This window comes from Glaciihabitans sp. GrIS 2.15 (genome assembly GCF_035984695.1).
GTDB lineage: Bacteria > Actinomycetota > Actinomycetes > Actinomycetales > Microbacteriaceae > Lacisediminihabitans.
On record NZ_JAXCHU010000008.1, the window covers coordinates 208,536 to 225,004 of the forward strand.

Sequence of the window (16,469 nt, forward strand, 5' to 3'; positions counted from 1 at the left end):
TCACCCCAGACCTCACGTAACGGAGCCCCGATGACCCTCACCACAGAAAACCCCCAGTCCTCCGTGGAGGTTGTTGCCTTCACCCCGTTGATCAGCGACTTCTACGGCTACGAGAGCCTGCTCACCGAGCCGGAGAAGCAGTACATTGTCAAGTTGCGCGCATTCCTCGAGGCCGAGGTGCGACCGATCATGAACGATCTCTGGACGAAGGCGGAGTTCTTCCCCCGCCACATCGTCGACGGGCTCGCCGAGCTCGGCCTTTTCGGACAGTCCTACCCGGAGACCCAGCAGTTTGCTAACAGTGCCACCTTCCGCGGCTGGGTCGCGCTCGAGCTGGCGCGGGTGGATGCTTCCGTCGCGACTCTCGTCGGCATGCAGAACGGTCTCGTGATGGGGTCGATCGCCGTCGCAGGCTCCCCCAAACAGCGCGCCGAGTGGCTGCCCCGGTTCGCCAGTGGGGAACTGCTGGGAGCCTTCGCGCTCACCGAACCGCTCTCGGGATCGGACACCGCACAGGGCCTCCAGACCGTCGCCCGGCGTGAGGGCGACCACTGGGTCATCAACGGTGCCAAGCGCTGGATCGGCAACGGTTCGATCAGCGATGTCACCATCATCTGGGCAAGGGATGCCGAAGACAACCAGGTCAAGGGCTTCATTGTGCCGACCACGACCGAGGGATACTCCGCCAAGCGCATCGAGAACAAGCAGGCACTGCGCATCGTGCAGAACGCCGACATCGTGCTCACCGACGTGATCGTGCCGGAGGAGAACCGCCTGCAGGGCTCCAAGTCGTTCCGCGAGACCGCCGCTGTGCTGCGTCTCACCCGCGCCGAGGTCGCCTGGGCCGCCGTCGGCAACTCGGTAGGAGCCTACGAGGCCGCCGTCGAATATGCCGGCTCCCGCATCCAGTTCGGAAAGCCGATCGGCAGCCACCAGCTCGTGCAGGAGCTGCTCGCCAAGAGCCTCGCCAACATCACGGCCTCCATCGGAGTCGTCACCCGCGTCTCCGACATGCTCGACGAGGGTACGCAGCGCGACGAGCACTCCTCCCTCGCCAAGGAGTTCACCACCAGCCGCATGCGCGAGACCGTCGCCTGGTGCCGCGAACTCTTCGGCGGCAACGGCATCGTGATGGACTACGGCGTGATGAAGTACTTCGCGGATGCCGAAGCCATCTACTCCTACGAGGGCACGCGCGAAATGAACACCCTCATCGTCGGTCGTGCTATCACCGGCAAGGCCGCGTTCGTCTAGCCCGGCCGGTCGAGTGTCTCGCTCTGTTGACCACATCGAAACCCGATTTGTGAAGGTTTGGATTCGCGTGCCGGCAGGAGCTACGCAACCATCAAGTGCCGACGTTTTGGACCTACCGGTCTCGACCGACGCACCCCTATGCTGAGGGGGAGCATAGGGAGAGCGGATGCGGCGCGACACGATACACAGAGTCACCTGGGGCGCCGCGCTTAGCTGTGGCCTCGCCCTCATCATTTCCGGGTGCGCTGCAATCCCCTCGACGCCCAACGCAACAAGCCCCACGTCTAGCGGACACACGGAACCTTCCCCGAGCATGACGCCCAAGCCACTCGCGACCGGGCAGATTCCGGTGCCCGGCCAAGATGGCGACGCTCCAGTGAACGGCTTCGATTCGCTCACTGTTTTCAAGTTGTGCCGCGAGAAGATGATTTCCGACTACCCGACCATCACGAACTACCGTCCTTACGCGACGGGTGACGTCTCTGCCGCGATCGAGGGGACCGGAGTGAACGTGCAGTTGCCCTTCGGGGCGCTCCCAGACGGGCGCCCGGAGGGCATCATGGTGTGCGAAATCACAGGAACGCCCGCAGCGCCCAAGATCACCTACTCGGGGCCCGTCGACGTCTGACCGACCCGGTGATCGTGCACCCAAATTCATGAACGCCGCCCACCAGAACGCCCATCTCCCGCTTGTGCGGCTGGCTTCACGCCAACATCACCTCTTCGATAGGAGTCGTCACCCGCATCTCCGACATGCCCGATGAGGGCACACAGCGCGACGAACTCTCCTCTCTCGCCAAGGAATTCACCACCAGCCGTCTGCGGGAAACCATCGCTTGGTGCCGCGAACTCTTCGGCGGCAACGGCATCGTCATGGACTACGGGGTGATGAAGTATTTCGCGGATGCCGAAGCCATCTACTCGTACGAGGGCACGCGCGATGAACACCCTCATTGTCTGCCGAGCGATCATTGGCACGGCCGCGTTCGTCTAGCCCGGCCGGTCGAGTGTCTCGCTCTGGCGACCGCGTCGAAGCCCGGCATGACAGAGTTAACCCATGCGCCGCCCCCGTCCTCGGTTCGTTCCGCGGTCCGAGTTCGGCATAACGGCAGCGCTAGCGGTGCTTGCGAGCGCCGCAGCCTGGTTCCGTCTACCTCCGACGACTCAGCAGACAGTCTGGGCTGAAGACGGCACGATCTTCCTCAACGATGCCATCTCAGGAGCCCCGGCCTCGCACCTCTTTGCGGGGTATGCCGGCTACCTCCAGTTGCTGCCGCGCCTGATCGCCGACGGCGTCATTCGAACGGTCGACATCGCCGACGCGGGCATCATGATCAACCTGGCAAGTTGCGCGGTCGTGGGTCTCGGAGCTTCCCTCGTCTATTGGTGTGCACGCGACGTGATCGCGGCGCGTCCGCTCCGCCTCGTTCTGTGCTCAATCACCGTGCTCGCCCCACTCGCACCGATCGAGCTCCTCGGAAACGCCGCGAACCTGCACTGGTTCTTCATCTGGATCACTCTCTGGATACTGCTGTACCAACCGCGCACACGAATCGGCGCGTGGATGCTTGCGATAGTCACGCTCATCGGTGCCATGTCCGAGATTCAAGTCCTCGTGCTTGTGCCGCTGCTCCTGGTGAAGGTGAGAGGCCTTAACGTGTGGCCACCACGCATCGGTCTGGCAGTGGGACTGGTCGCGCAGATCATCACCACACTGCTGTCACCGCGGGTGGCTCACGCTGGCGGACTCGGCGGCGCACTCCGCGCGTATGTCGGACAGGTAGCCCTGCCCAATTTCGCCGCAAATCGGCAGACGATGACCGCCGCGCTTCGCGAGCAGGCTCTCGTCTGGGAGGTGCTCGCCATTGTCCCATTCGTGCTCTCCGTGCTGGTCTGCCTCCGGTGGGGCTCTACCCTGCAGCGAGTCGCTGCCCTCTATCTCGTGCCGGGGTCGTTCGTGATCTGGGTGGTCGATTCCTACCTGAATGGTTACGGCGGTTCCCCCATCCATCACGCGCCCTTCGTCTTTATCCGCTATGCGGTCATACCAAGCATGCTTTTGCTGGCCTCGATCGTCTTGGCAGCGCAGGTACTGGCCTCTCGGCGGGCTCCGATTGCTTGGATCGGCACCGCGGCGGTCGCCGCCCTGGTCGTGTTGATGGTGGTGCAGTACATCCCGACCGAGACCAATCGTTCGAACGGACCAACCTGGGCGAACGCGATAGGAGCCGCGCGAAAATCGTGCGAGTCTTCGGCCTCAGGAATGGATCAGCTCGTGGTTACCGCTCCCCGCACGAAAACCGCGCTCTGGACATTCCCCATCTCCTGTGAACGGTTGGCGAAATGACCCCGACGCCGCGTGCTCGCACGCTTGTTATTCTCCCCACTTTTAACGAGCGGCAGAATCTCGGACGCGTAGTTGAACGAACACTGCGAGCGCTTCCCAGTACTCACATTCTCGTCGTCGACGATGACAGCCCGGACGGCACCGGGATATTCGCCGAGACGCTCGCCGCATCCGACGAACGTGTCCACGTGCTGCATCGCTCGGGCAAACTGGGGCTCGGGGCCGCGTACATCACCGGCTTCGCGTGGGGCCTCGAGCGTGGCTACGACTGGTTGATCGAAATGGATGCCGATGGCTCACATCCACCGGAGGCTCTGCCCCGAATGCTGGAGGCGGCATCCGCGTCGGATTCGGTGGGGCTGGTGATTGGGTCACGTTGGGTGTCTGGGGGGTCCGTCGAGGACTGGCCGAAGGGCCGCGAACTGCTCAGTCGAGTCGCTAACACCTACGCGCGCATCATGCTCGGTCTGAGCGTGCGCGATGCGACCGCCGGTTACCGCGTCTACCGCGCGGCTGTGCTTGCCGGCTTCGACTTCGCGAGCGTCGACTCGAAGGGATATTGTTTCCAGATTGACCTGACGTTGCGCACCCTTGATGCCGGCTTTGCAATCGCCGAGGTGCCGATCCACTTCCGCGAGCGCGAGTTTGGCGTCTCGAAGATGAGCCGGGCGATCGTGATCGAGGCGCTGCTCAAGGTCACGGGATGGAGTTTCACCAGGCGCGTCCGGCGCAACCCTTCGGAAACAGCGCTGCCCCTCGGCAACGCCTAACCTGTGTCTATGACCACTCTCGACAGCCGCGGATTCCGTCTGGGATTCGCGACCTTCGTGCTGTTCACCGGAATCGCTGGAGACTTTTGGCGTAATTCCCTCAGCTGGTACGGCTACGGCGTCTTCGTTGTGGGCATCGCCGCGATCTCGTTCGTAGTCCTCCACCACAATCGCGCTCGATTCCGTGTCGGCTCGCTGCCCTACCCCCTACTCGCTTTCATTGCGCTGGCTTTCCTCTCCATTGCTTGGTCGTTCTACCCCGGTTTCACCGCCCTCGGAGCGGTCGTGCTGCTGCTGACCACCGCCTCAGCGGTATCGATCGCGGTGACGGTGACCTGGCCGGAGTTGCTCATCGTCCTGGGCCGGGTATTCCGGCTGGTGCTCGGTCTGTCGTTCCTGTTCGAGTTCATCGTCTCCGCGTTCATCCGACACCCGATCTACCCGGTCTGGGTCACGCCAGAAAGCAATCCGGCAAAGCTCCTCTACTGGTCGCGCGACCTGCTCTTCGACCTCGGCAAGATCCAGGGCATCGTCGGCAATTCCAGCCTGCTGGCGATGGCCGCGCTGCTTGGGCTCATTGTGTTTACGATCCAGCTCGCCTCGAAGACGGTGAAACGCGGATGGGGCTGGTTTTGGCTCGCCGTCGCTCTCGTCACGATCGGGCTCACTCGGTCGGCCACCATCTTCGTCGCCCTCGCCGTGGTAATCGTCGTTGCGCTCGCGGCGCTGCTCGTGCGCCGAGCGCGCACGCCGCGCGGGCGAGCGTATGCCTATGGCGGCATCACCCTCGTTGTCGCCGCCCTCGCCGTGCTCGCGGATCTCGCGCAGAGCCGTATCCTCGGGCTACTCGGTAAGAGCTCGGACTTCACCGGGCGATTCACTATCTGGCACGAGGTGAGCACGCTCGCCCAGCAACGCCCCGGTGCGGGATGGGGATGGCTCGGATACTGGATCGTCTGGATCGCCCCGTTCAACACCCTCAAGAAGGCCGGCGGAGTGCAACCGCCCCACGCCCATGATGCATGGCTGGACGTCTGGCTGCAGTTGGGGATAGTCGGCTTGGTGGTGTTCGGAGCTGTCGTGCTCGCGACGCTTGTGCGCTCCTGGCTCCTCGCCGTCGACCGCGTCGTCACCGGGCGGGGGGACCCCGGCTCGCACAGCTGGCTTGCGCTCTTACCCCTCCTCATGCTCACGGCACAGTTAGTGCAGAGCATCGCCGAGAGTCGCATCTTGCTCGAGGGCGGGCTGATGCTGCTGGTGATCTGGGCGGTCAAGACCAAGACCAGCCCGCTCGGCCTGGAACCCGTCGAGCCCGAGCTGTCCCCCGCGACGCTGCGGAACCGGCCATGAGAGAGGGCCGCTCATGACCGGGGTCTGCCGGTGAGCCTGGCGCCACCGCGGCATCCGGCATTCGAGCTCGCACGGCAGATGCTCGGCTCCCCCCGGTTTTCGGCCGCGCTCACCCAGGCGATCATCGGGGCTGTCGCCGCCTCTTTGCTCCTGAGGGAGCTGATCGGCTGGGCGGGCTGGCTGGCCATCCTCGCCGGGCTGGTCGTGCTGGCTTCGCTCTCACTGATCGCCCGGCGCGAGGAGATCGAATGGCACGGCCTGCTGCCGATATCCCTGCTCGTGTTTGTCGGCTGGGCCACAATTTCGTTGTTCTGGAGCGAGTACAACTGGGTGACGATCGCCAGCGCCCTTTACCTGATCGCCGTGACGATGCTCGGGATCTACGTCGCCCTCATCCGCGACACCATCCAGATCGCGCGGGCGTTTGGCAATGTGCTGCGCGCTGCACTCGCGCTCTCGCTTGTTCTCGAAATCTTCTCCGGCATCCTCATCGACACCCCGCTCGGATTCCTCGGCATCCAGGGCAACCTCAGGCAACTCGGGCCGATCCAGGGCATATTCGGAACACGAAACCAACTCGGCATTGTCACCCTCGTGGCGATCGTCACTTTCGGCACGGAGCTTCGCACCCGGTCGGTGCCGCGCAACCTCGCGATCGGGTCGCTGGTGCTCGGCGGCCTGACGCTCGTGTTCGCGCGCTCCCCTGTCGCGTTCGGAACGTTCGTCGTCGTGATCCTTGCAACCCTCGCCTTGTACGGGCTGCGCCGAGTCTCCCCCGAGCGCAAACGAATTTGGCAATTCATTCTTCTCGGGTCCACGATCACGGTTGGCGCCATCGCCTGGGGGTTGCGCACCCCGATCATCGATGCTCTCAGCGCCAGCAGCGAGGTCAATCTGCGGCTTGCAGTCTGGCGCCCTATCAGGGCGTTGATCCCCATCCACGAACTCGAGGGATGGGGTTGGGCCGGTCACTGGTGGGAGGGCGTTCCCCCCTTCACTTACATCCGCGACGGGCTTCAGTCGTCGGCCCTTAACGCGTACCTCGACGTCTGGTTCCAGGTCGGCCTCATCGGTCTCTTCGCCTTCGTCTTCATGGTCGCGCTCGCCTTCATCCGCTCTTGGCTGCTCGCTTGCCGCCAGCGCAGCTTCGTCTACGCCTGGCCGGCGCTCGTGCTGGTGGTGCTGCTTGTGAGCGGGCTCGCGGAGAGCTCCCTTCTGGTGGAATTCGGCTGGCTCACCTTTGTGGTGTGCTCGGTCAAGGCGTCGCGGGAGTTGAGTTGGCGCAAGGCGTTTGCCGCTACCCGCGACGATACGCGTTACCTCGATTGAACGAAACGCTAGCGGTTCAGGTTGAATGCGTCAGCCCGCTCCCGTGAATAGCTCAATGCGGCGACCGAACTCAGCCGATCCGAATAGGAATACCGCCCGTCGCTCAGACTTATTTCACACCGACGGAGATCAGCCCTCGCTTTCCTGCCGTTACTGGAGAGGTGAGGAATTTGTCGCCGAGGCTGAGCTGATTCTTCGCCCAGGACGGCTAGAACTCCCTGTGTGTGAAACCTACCCCTCTACGAACACGGCGTGTTTCGTGAACGCGGCCACAGCAAACCAGGGCGGGTCGCGTTCACGGCCGCGATCGTCCCGGTCAGACAGTGTTTATTCGTGATGGCGCAATCGGCTGGCGCTGAATGTTTCCGGATGAAAGCGCAACCGGCAAGCTGCGTTCCGTCGATTGCTGTCGAGTCGGCTAAGCGGGACACGGACCCGTCGACAGTGCCAAGAGGAATCAGACCATTTGGGACGTTCGAGACAGAATGGTGGCACAGGCGAGCATGGCGACACCGCCCCGCAGCCGGCCCCGGCTGCCCGAACGACTCTCAGTTTTAGGAATCAGAAAGAATGCGCCTAAGCGACGATCCCAAGCCCTACCACCGAGGTCTTTGGCCCGATCACTCCCAGCACCATTGTCTGCAGGAAAGATCGAAAGAGCAGCCGCGACAAACCGTCGATAATGGGCGCGAAGCAGGATTGTGCCCTCCCGCGCCGGGGCGATCGCGAAGAAGCGCCGGTGACCGCCGCGTCAAGAATCCCGCTGCTCGCGCGCTTTCCCATCGTCTTCTGCGCCCCTCTCCTTGTAGCCCTCGCGGCGGGAGGGCTCTATGCGCTGAGGTTACTGTCGGAGCATCGGAAGTGAATGAACCAGATCGGTCTACTCGTCATCGCAATCACCACCTCGGTGACGGCCTTGGGGATTGCGCATGCGGCTAATCCCAGTGTTCTGCACGAACCCAGAGCTGAAACTTCCGCTGCGGCTCGAAGCGCAGATGCGGTCGCTGATTTCGCTGCACAAACTCGAGGCATTGGGCTGGGCTGACCGCAGGCGGAGGACGTCGTGCCTTGCCCGAGCCTCAATTTCTTCGATCGCACCCCCACATCCGACCTCAAGACCACCTGGACGTCTGGCTCCAACTCGGCCGAATCGGTCTGCTGGCATTTCTAGGACTGCTCGCCCTCATGTTTGTGCGCTCGTGGCTGCTCGCTCCCGCTAGCGAAGTTTCGTCTACTCCTGGCCGGCACTCGTGCTCGTCGTCCTAGTCATCACGTCCCTCGCAGTGAGCGCAATCCTGATGGAATTCGGATGGCTCATCTTCATGGTCTGGTTGGTAAAGGTCACACGCTAGCTGCGTTGGCTGCGGGCGTTCGCTACCCCGATGGCGCAGCATCCGATTCCGTAAGCCGAGACTAGCTCGAGGCACCCCGCTCGACGCCCCAGCTCTGCTGGGGCGATAGCGGTGGCGGCTAAGCTCATCCCCATGCCGCGGAAACTCGAGACGACCCGAGGGGCTGCCGAGGAATCGCAAAATCACATGAAATCAGGAGGCTGGCCACGTTGGCGGGTGTTCGTTGTGGCGTGGGTGCTTCTGTCTGCGCTTGCGGTGTGCTGGTCAATCGCGACGCCGATCAGTGGTGCACCCGATGAGCCGGCGCACATCATCAAAGCCGCCGCTGTTGCCCGAGGCGAGATAGCCGGAAAGCCTTCACCGACCGGGCAAGTTGTGCACGTTCCGCAGTACATCGCTCACACGCCTGCCCTGACGTGCTACGCATTCCACCCGCAGGTACTTCCGACCTGCAGCGCTGCTCCGACTGGCGACCAGTGGAAGACGGTTAGGTCGACGACATCTGCCGGACTCTACAACCCCTTGTATTACGCGGTCGTCGGCTGGCCATCGCTGATCTTCCACGACGATTCGGGCGTCTACGCCATGAGGATCGTGAGTGGGCTGATTTCATCGCTGTTCCTCGCGGTCACCCTCATGCTGATTTGGACGTGGCAACGACGGTGGCTTCCTGTGCTTGGCTTTGCTGTCGCGGCCACCCCGATGGTTTTCTTCCTCGACGGTGTCGTGAACCCCAATTCGCTCGAGACAACCGCGACTCTCGCCGCATTCACTGCGGTGCTCAGCATCATTCGAAGTCCCCATCCACGGCTGCTCACCGAGAGAGCCACCATCGCCATGGTCTCAGCAGCCGTGGCCGTCAACATGAGAGGACTATCGCCACTCTGGGTTGCCATCGCAGTGCTTGCACCATTCCTGCTCGTGTCCTGGTCTGAGACCAGGGAGTTGGCCAAGAAGCGCGAAGTAAAGATCGCGATCGTCGTGATTGCAATCGCCGCCGTCGTTGCGGTTGCATGGATCGCGCTCTCGAATTCCTTAGCTGCGGGTTTGACCGCGCCCCAAACCGCCGTAAGCGGACTCGGAGTAGGCGCATCGCCGCTCCGGGGGTTCGAGGAGATCTTTGTCGGAACCTTCGACTACGGCCAGGGAATCGTCGGCGAGTTCGGTTGGCTTGATACTCCAGCACCAACGCCCGTCTTTTTTGTGTGGTCCGCCTTCATCGCGGCGCTATTCGTAGCGGGTGTGGTGTTTCTCCGTGGACGCTCATTGGTATTCGCCTTGACTCTCATCGGCGGAATTGTCCTGCTCCCGCCGCTCACGCAAGCGGTCTACATCACGGGAGGAGGAATAATCTGGCAGGGTCGCTATGCACTCCCTCTTTTCGTATGCGTCGTACTTGGGCTCGCCAAAGTACTCTCAGAACGAATGCCAGTACCTGAGGGCTCCGCCCACCGGCGTCTCGTTGGTTTAGTGCTCACAGCCTGGGGGCTCGCCCAGTTCTACTCTTTCGCGGTCGCCCTTAAGCGATACGCGGTCGGCGCCTCCTTAACGTCGTGGAAGAAGCTGCTCGTTGATCCGACGTGGTCTCCGCCCGGTGGCACGATCCTCATCCTCGCGCTCACCGCAGTAGTGGTCGTCGTTGCCACATTAATGCTGAAACGACTTGCTGGCGACTCTGAGGCCGCGACTAAGACCGCCGGCTTGAAAATTGGACTTTGAGCGCAGTCGCGCAGCTTGCGGCACCGGCGAGCATGCTGAACCCGTTTGAGCAGAACCCTGATTGGTATGCTCATCGACTGTGCCTCTCGTCTTTGTAAACCTCCTCCAGTCCACCGGCACCAAAGGTGGTCTCGAGATCTATGCACGAGAGCTGTATAAAAAGATCGGTGAAATCGGGTCCGAGTACACCTACGTGGGATTCGCAAGCACCGAACTCATGGCAAAAGACCACTCGTGGTTCCCCGGGGATGTCATCAACTCCGGCATCAGCGGCGAGAACCGTCTTAGCTGGGCTCGGGGTGAACTCTTCACGGTTTCGAGGAGAGCGAAAGAGGTCGGAGCCGACCTGATACATGGTCCGGCCATGCTCGGCCCGTTGCGTTCGAGTGCACCCGTGGTGATCTCCGTGCACGACCTTCTGTACTTCTCACACCCTCATCTCATGCAGAACAAGTTATTCATTGGACCGGTCAAGTGGATGGAGAAACGAGCAGCCGCGAACGCGACGCGCTTGATAACCATCAGCGAGTATTCGGCCTCGGCAATTCGTCGTTACCTTATGTTTCCGGGCGACCGAATCGATGTCATCCCGCTTGCTGGTCGAAATACCAACGAAGCGACAGCGAACTCCGTGCCGACACGGCGCCACCCAGATTTGTTTATCGCAATTGGTCAGCGCAGCCCATACAAGAATTTCGAGACCGTAGTGCGTTCTTGGGCAGAGATCCCTGAGAGTGAACGCCCTCGACTCGTCATTACGGGCAGCTTCGGCGAAGACCCGCTTATCCCTCTGGTGAGGTCCCTCGGCCTCGAAGGGTCGGTCCATCTCCGGTCCTGGGTTCCTAGTGAGGAGCTCGGAGAATTGTTCGAAACCGCGACCGCCCTCATAGACTCGACCCTCGCAACAGGGTTCTCACTTCCAACCCTCGAAGCAATGGCAATCGGACTACCAGTGCTGCTCGCCGACACCGAAGTATTCCGTGAGGTCGGCGCTGAAGCTGCCGACTATTTCACGGCCGGCGATGCACGCGATCTTGCCCGAGCCGTTCTTCAACTCGCAGCAGATCCGGCTCGACAGGCAGAGTTGACGGCGCTTGGCCTTGCGAGAGCATCGCTCTTTTCGTGGGACAAGGTCGCGCACAAAACGCTCGAGTCCTTCGCTCTCGCGATCAGCGAGGGTAAACGCAACTAGTTGGAAACCACACCGCGGCGGGACTGCTAGCGCGGAATCCCCGCCATGATCTCGTGCAGCACGTCGATGCTCGCGCGTGAGTCGTAGTGACGGTTTCCAACGAAGAGGCCGTCGAAGTGGATGGTATCCGCTGCCGGAAGTGAAGCGGGAACATCCGCATCAAGATACTTCATTGCCGGGTTGCGTGTGAAGTTGCCGGCAACCACCGGTCGGGATTCGATCCCCGCCGCGGTCAGCACCGCCCCGACCTCGCGACGGCGACCGGTGAGCGCACCCTCGAGGACCATCGAAAACCCGAACCAGCTGCTCTTGCCCGTTTCCTTTTGCAGGCGTACGTCCTCGAGCTGCGACATCGTCTCAACCCAGTGGGCCCCATTTCGGCGACGCTCTTCGATGATCATTGGAATCTTCTTGACCTGTTCTATGCCGATCGCCCCCGACATTTCGACGGGCCGAACGTTGTAACCGGGCAGGGCAAAGCAGAACGAGTCCTCGAACGGATCCCCGGTCTTGTCATGAATAAAGTTTTTTTCGGGGAGTTCGCGGATCCATCCATGCGCGCGAAGAGACACCAGAGTCTGGCGGAGACGCTCGTCATTGGTCACGATCATTCCCCCCTCCATCGTGGAAATGTGATGCGAGAAGAAGGTGCTGAACGTGCCCATTGCGCCGAACGTTCCGGCTTGTTTCCCTTCGAACTCCGCGCCAAGCGACTCACAATTATCTTCCAGCAAGAGGAGTCCATGACGGTCGGCAATCGCCTTGAGCTTGGCGAAATCATTGGGATTGCCAAGAATGTTGACGGCGAGAATCGCTTTTGTGCGCGGCCCGATTGCGGCCTCTGCGAGTTCGAGGTCCATGTTGAGCGTATCGAGATCAATATCCACGAAGTTAAGGCGAAGGCCATACTGCTGAAGGGGATAGTAGGTGGTCGCCCACGACAGCGCTGGTACGAGGACATCATCGCCGGGATTGAGATCGATTTCCGGATCAAGCACGGCAGCAGCGATCACCAGGAGGTTGGCGCTGCTTCCCGAGTTAACCATAACGGCATGTGCGGAACCGACCTGCGCAGCGAAATCGCGTTCGAATTGGGCGACCAGCGGTCCCATTGTGAACCGCCCTCCATCGATGACGCGCTGGATGGCGGCGTATTCAGCCTGATCCCAGGATGCCGTGGCAAGGGGGAAGTCGGTCGTAGGGGAAATGCGGTCGTTCATTTTACCTTCCGGCGCTACTGAGATTGGCGAGATAGTCGGCGTAAGTCGCTGCCATTCCCTCGCGTAGCGAGGTGGTCGGTGACCATCCGAGGGATCGAGCAGCACTCGAATCGATGAGGCGCTGCGGAACGCCGGATGGCCTGCTGGTGTCAAATTCGAGTTCACCATCGAACCCCACAACATCTCTCGCGACCTCATAGTATTCGGCAACTGAATGGTCCGAGCCCCAACCGAGATTGAGAGTAGATGGCCACGAATCGAGCTTGTCGATTTGCTCGACTAGCCATACCGCCACATCAGTAGCGAAGGTGAATTCGCGTCGTGCGGTGCCGTCTCCCCATACCGAAACTACGTCTAGTCCAGCATGTTTCGCCTCGTGCATCTTCGCCAGCGTGGCGGCGACGAGATGCGCGTTGGAAAGCTCGAAGTGGTCGTGGAGACCGTAGAGGTTCGACGGCAGCGCCGACTTGTAGTTCAGGGAGTACTGACGGGTTACGTATTCACATACCTTGATCGCGGCGATCTTAGAGACTGCGTACCCCTCGTTCGCCTCCTCGAGGTGCCCCGTCAACATATCCTCCTCAACGAACGGCCTTACATATTTGGCCGGATACACCGCTGCGCTGCCGATGTAGAGGAAGTCAGGAACGCGGAGATCTATGGCTGCCGCGAGAACGCTCGTGTCCAGAAGCAGATTGTCGAGGAGGAATATGGTCGGCTCAGCAAGCTTTGCGCCAATCCCACCGACCTTCGCCGCTGCGTGGATGACGGCATCGGGCCGCGCGCGCTCGATGAAGTCACGGGTGTCCGATCTGTCGCGCAGGTCTACGTCATGGCGCGTCAGGGTGATGAGTTCATCCTCGGGCCGTTGGGCCGCTACCTGTGCGACGATGCTCCGCCCGAGCATCCCGTTGGCACCACTGATCAGAATGCGCACTTAGTGGGCGACGATCGTGTCAACGTAACGAGTCCCGCCGAGCTCCAGAGCCTTGATGTCAGCGTCGACCATGATCTCGGCGAGCCGGGGGGTGAGGATGGATGGCTCCCAGCCAAGGGTCACTCTCGCCTTCGTCGAATCGCCGATGAGCGAGTCGACCTCCGTCGGTCGAAGGTATCGTTCGTCGAATTTGACGTACTTCTCCCAGTCCAGTCCGGCGTGCTCGAAAGAGATCTGAAGAAAGTCGCGAACCGTGTAGGCGGTGTTCGTCGCCACAACGAAGTCGTCAGGTTCGTCGGCTTGGAGCATCCGCCACATCGCTTCGACGTATTCAGGCGCGTAGCCCCAATCGCGGACCGACTCGAGGTTGCCCATGAAGAGCTCGTTTTGCACGCCGGCTTTGATTCTCGCAACGGCGCGAGTGATCTTGCGCGTGACAAAAGTGTCGCCGCGTCGGGGAGATTCATGGTTGAAGAGGATGCCGTTGGAGGCGAAGACTCCATAGGCTTCGCGATAGTTTTTAGTGATCCAGTAGGAGTAGACCTTTGCTACTCCGTACGGGGAACGCGGGTAGAAGGGCGTCGACTCATTCTGGGGCGGCGGAGTTGCTCCGAACATCTCTGAACTGCTCGCCTGGTAGAAACGAGTCTCGAGGCCGATCGCGCGTATGGCCTCAAGTAATCGAATCGTGCCGAGGCCGGTGATGTCTCCCGTATATTCTGGCTCATCAAAACTAACCCGAACATGAGACTGGGCCGCAAGGTTGTAGACCTCGTCCGGCTGAATCTCATTCAACAGGGTCACAAGACGGGATCCGTCTGCAAGATCCGAGTAGTGAAGAAAAAGATTCGGATGGGGCACGTGAGGGTCCTGATAGATGTGATCGATTCGATCGGTATTGAAAGTGGAAGAGCGACGGATGAGCCCGTGAACTTCGTAGCCCTTGCGGAGAAGCAATTCGGCGAGATAACTGCCATCCTGACCGGTTATCCCGGTCACAATCGCCCGCTTGGCCTTGGTCTCAATCATTCAATTCACTTCCGTCACATGACGGCCCACCGGGCACGTCGAAGGTCTAAACTTTCGCTTCGAAACCAACTCAGCCTATCGCAGGGACATCGCTGACCTTGTTCACAGGGCACGTGCCCGAGCGCTGACGCGCCCCGCTGCGTACCCCGACGCCCACCGGATCGGATATTGCCATAGGAAGCTGATCGGGCGCAGCGCGGGCGGAAGATGACGTCGTTTCACCAGTTCAGATTCCTGACTCGATCCCCTGCGATTCGCAACCGTGAGGGAATCTGGGTGCCATCGGAAGGCCGAAACAGATTCGCGAGTCCACGAGAAATTTCCATGCGCTCGTAGCTTAAGGAAAGCGTCGAGATCCATCGCGTACTTCAGGCTGCGATCGAATCCTCCGATTGCTTCGAGGGCATCCAACCGCACCATTGTTCCGGGATGCGGGATCAGATCGGGGCCCCACGCAAGGAGAAAAGTCGCAAGCCAGCCAGCATTACTCACTGTGATCGTGCGACCATCCGGGTCGATATAGTCACAACCGCCAAAAGCAAGAACCGACGCTGGAGCTGACTCGAGGATCGCGTGAAGTTTCCCAAGGCCTCGAGGACGAAAGAGATCGTCATCACCGATCCATGCGTAATACTGCTCTGTCGTTCGCGCTCGAAGGCCGCGATTAATTGCCTCGGAAATACCCTCCTTCGGATCGTCCACAACGAGCGCCCCGCTTTGGGTCGCGAGTTCACGCGCCTCAATTGCGCTCGAAGGCGCCACGACGACGAGGGTGACACCGATGTGCTCCCGCTGTTGCTGCACCGAAGCGAGAGTCAGCTTGAACGAGTCGAGTCGATCCCCGAGCGTTGGCAAAACAACAAGTACCTGAGGATCAGCCGTCACGTCACATCCTTCTCCATTGCTACCATTCGGTGAGGCGACTGGGCGAGTCCCGCAAATGTATCGGGCACCCAACTCTTGCTCCACTGGTCGTCGCACTTCAGCGAGTATAACGAGAACGCACTACGGAGAACCGTTGGAAAAGAACACGCGAATCTATGTCGCGGGGCATCGGGGCCTTGCCGGTTCCGCAATCTGGAACCACCTCCAAGAGGAGGGTTACGACAACCTCATCGGAGCTTCGTCGAGCGAGGTCGACCTGCGTGACCGGCCGGCGGTTTTCGACTTCTTGCGGTCAAGTCGGCCTGAGGTCGTTATTGACGCGGCCGCCAAGGTCGGCGGGATCCACGCGAACGACACCTACCCTGCAGCGTTTCTGAGCGACAACCTTCAGATTCAGGTCAACATCATGGACGCCGCGAACGATATCGACGTCGATCGTCTGCTGTTTCTCGGGTCCTCGTGCATCTATCCCAAATTCGCGGCACAACCGATTAAGGAATCCTCGCTGCTTAGCGGCGAGCTTGAGCCGACGAACGATGCGTACGCGATCGCGAAGATTGCCGGCATCATGCAGGTGCAAGCCTCTCGAAAACAGTACGGCCGACATTGGATATCTGCGATGCCGACCAACCTCTACGGGCCTGGAGACAATTTTCACCCCGAGAATTCGCACGTGCTTCCGGCGCTGTTGCGGCGCATTCACCAGGCAAAGGTGGACGAGGCGCCCGAAGTAGTCATCTGGGGTTCAGGGACTCCGCTGCGGGAGTTTCTCTATGTCGGTGACCTGGCCGAGGCATCCCTCTTCCTTCTCGATAACTACGACTCCCCCGAGACCATCAATGTGGGATTCGGTAAGGACCTCTCGATTCACGATCTCGCGCGGATCGTTGCCGATATCGTTGGCTATCAGGGTGTCCTCAAGCAAGATCCCACAAAGCCGGATGGCACACCACGCAAATTGCTCGATGTGTCGAGAATCAACGATCTTGGCTGGCACGCTCGCACAGGACTCGTCGAAGGCATCTCCGCCACGTACACCTGGTACCTTGAAAACATAACTAGCGTCCGAACGCGTTAGCACTTGT

Annotated in this window: 13 protein-coding genes and 1 pseudogene; 10 read left to right on the plus strand and 4 right to left on the minus strand. The window is 60.9% G+C overall.

Features of this window, described 5'->3' with window-relative positions; all coding sequences use genetic code 11:
- Nucleotides 1-30 precede the first annotated feature (30 nt).
- From RCH11_RS13120 to RCH11_RS13160, 9 genes and pseudogenes are all read left to right on the plus strand, one after another.
- Nucleotides 31-1,254, plus strand: a complete 1,224-nt coding sequence (locus tag RCH11_RS13120; protein WP_327057462.1) for an acyl-CoA dehydrogenase family protein — start codon at nt 31-33, stop codon at nt 1,252-1,254.
- A 313-nt stretch (nt 1,255-1,567) separates the two neighbouring features.
- Nucleotides 1,568-1,882, plus strand: coding sequence for a hypothetical protein (locus RCH11_RS13125; RefSeq protein WP_327057463.1), 315 nt, complete (start codon nt 1,568-1,570; stop codon nt 1,880-1,882).
- Nucleotides 1,883-2,007: 125 nt separating this feature from the next.
- Nucleotides 2,008-2,133, plus strand: a pseudogene (locus tag RCH11_RS13130) (acyl-CoA dehydrogenase family protein); the annotation flags it as partial.
- A 178-nt stretch (nt 2,134-2,311) separates the two neighbouring features.
- Entirely contained in the window at nt 2,312-3,601 is a 1,290-nt protein-coding gene (locus RCH11_RS13135; RefSeq protein WP_327057488.1) for a hypothetical protein, read from the plus strand.
- Nucleotides 3,598-4,371 (plus strand): polyprenol monophosphomannose synthase, encoded by a 774-nt coding sequence (locus tag RCH11_RS13140; RefSeq protein ID WP_327057464.1) that lies wholly within the window; start codon nt 3,598-3,600, stop codon nt 4,369-4,371. The genes RCH11_RS13135 and RCH11_RS13140 overlap by 4 nt, the downstream gene beginning before the upstream one ends.
- Nucleotides 4,372-4,380: 9 nt before the next feature.
- Nucleotides 4,381-5,721 carry an O-antigen ligase family protein gene (locus RCH11_RS13145; RefSeq protein WP_327057465.1) on the plus strand — a complete coding sequence of 447 codons (1,341 nt, stop codon included), beginning with the start codon at nt 4,381-4,383 and terminating at the stop codon, nt 5,719-5,721.
- A gap of 30 nt (nt 5,722-5,751) precedes the next feature.
- Nucleotides 5,752-7,050, plus strand: coding sequence for an O-antigen ligase family protein (locus tag RCH11_RS13150; RefSeq protein WP_327057466.1), 1,299 nt, complete (start codon nt 5,752-5,754; stop codon nt 7,048-7,050).
- 1,484 nt (nt 7,051-8,534) lie between these two features.
- Nucleotides 8,535-10,121, plus strand: a complete 1,587-nt coding sequence (locus RCH11_RS13155) for a DUF2142 domain-containing protein (RefSeq protein ID WP_327057467.1) — start codon at nt 8,535-8,537, stop codon at nt 10,119-10,121.
- Nucleotides 10,122-10,200: 79 nt separating this feature from the next.
- Nucleotides 10,201-11,313, plus strand: coding sequence for a glycosyltransferase family 4 protein (locus tag RCH11_RS13160; protein ID WP_327057468.1), 1,113 nt, complete (start codon nt 10,201-10,203; stop codon nt 11,311-11,313).
- 26 nt (nt 11,314-11,339) lie between these two features.
- Here RCH11_RS13160 and RCH11_RS13165 read toward each other — a convergent pair whose 3' ends face one another.
- The 4 genes from RCH11_RS13165 to RCH11_RS13180 all read right to left on the minus strand — a co-directional run bounded on the left by RCH11_RS13165 (nt 11,340) and on the right by RCH11_RS13180 (nt 15,384).
- On the minus strand, nt 11,340-12,533 hold the full coding sequence (locus RCH11_RS13165; RefSeq protein ID WP_327057469.1) for a DegT/DnrJ/EryC1/StrS family aminotransferase: 1,194 nt from the start codon (nt 12,531-12,533) through the stop codon (nt 11,340-11,342).
- Between the two features lies 1 nt (nt 12,534).
- Entirely contained in the window at nt 12,535-13,470 is a 936-nt protein-coding gene (locus tag RCH11_RS13170) for an NAD-dependent epimerase/dehydratase family protein (protein ID WP_327057470.1), read from the minus strand.
- Nucleotides 13,471-14,499 (minus strand): GDP-mannose 4,6-dehydratase, encoded by a 1,029-nt coding sequence (gene gmd / locus RCH11_RS13175; RefSeq protein WP_327057471.1) that lies wholly within the window; start codon nt 14,497-14,499, stop codon nt 13,471-13,473. It abuts the gene before it with no gap.
- Between the two features lie 102 nt (nt 14,500-14,601).
- Nucleotides 14,602-15,384 (minus strand): glycosyltransferase, encoded by a 783-nt coding sequence (locus tag RCH11_RS13180; protein WP_327057472.1) that lies wholly within the window; start codon nt 15,382-15,384, stop codon nt 14,602-14,604.
- 133 nt (nt 15,385-15,517) lie between these two features.
- Between RCH11_RS13180 and RCH11_RS13185 the strand changes: the two genes are divergently transcribed.
- Complete coding sequence (locus RCH11_RS13185; RefSeq protein ID WP_327057473.1) at nt 15,518-16,462, plus strand: GDP-L-fucose synthase family protein; 945 nt, start codon at nt 15,518-15,520, stop codon at nt 16,460-16,462.
- The last annotated feature ends 7 nt before the right edge of the window (nt 16,463-16,469 follow it).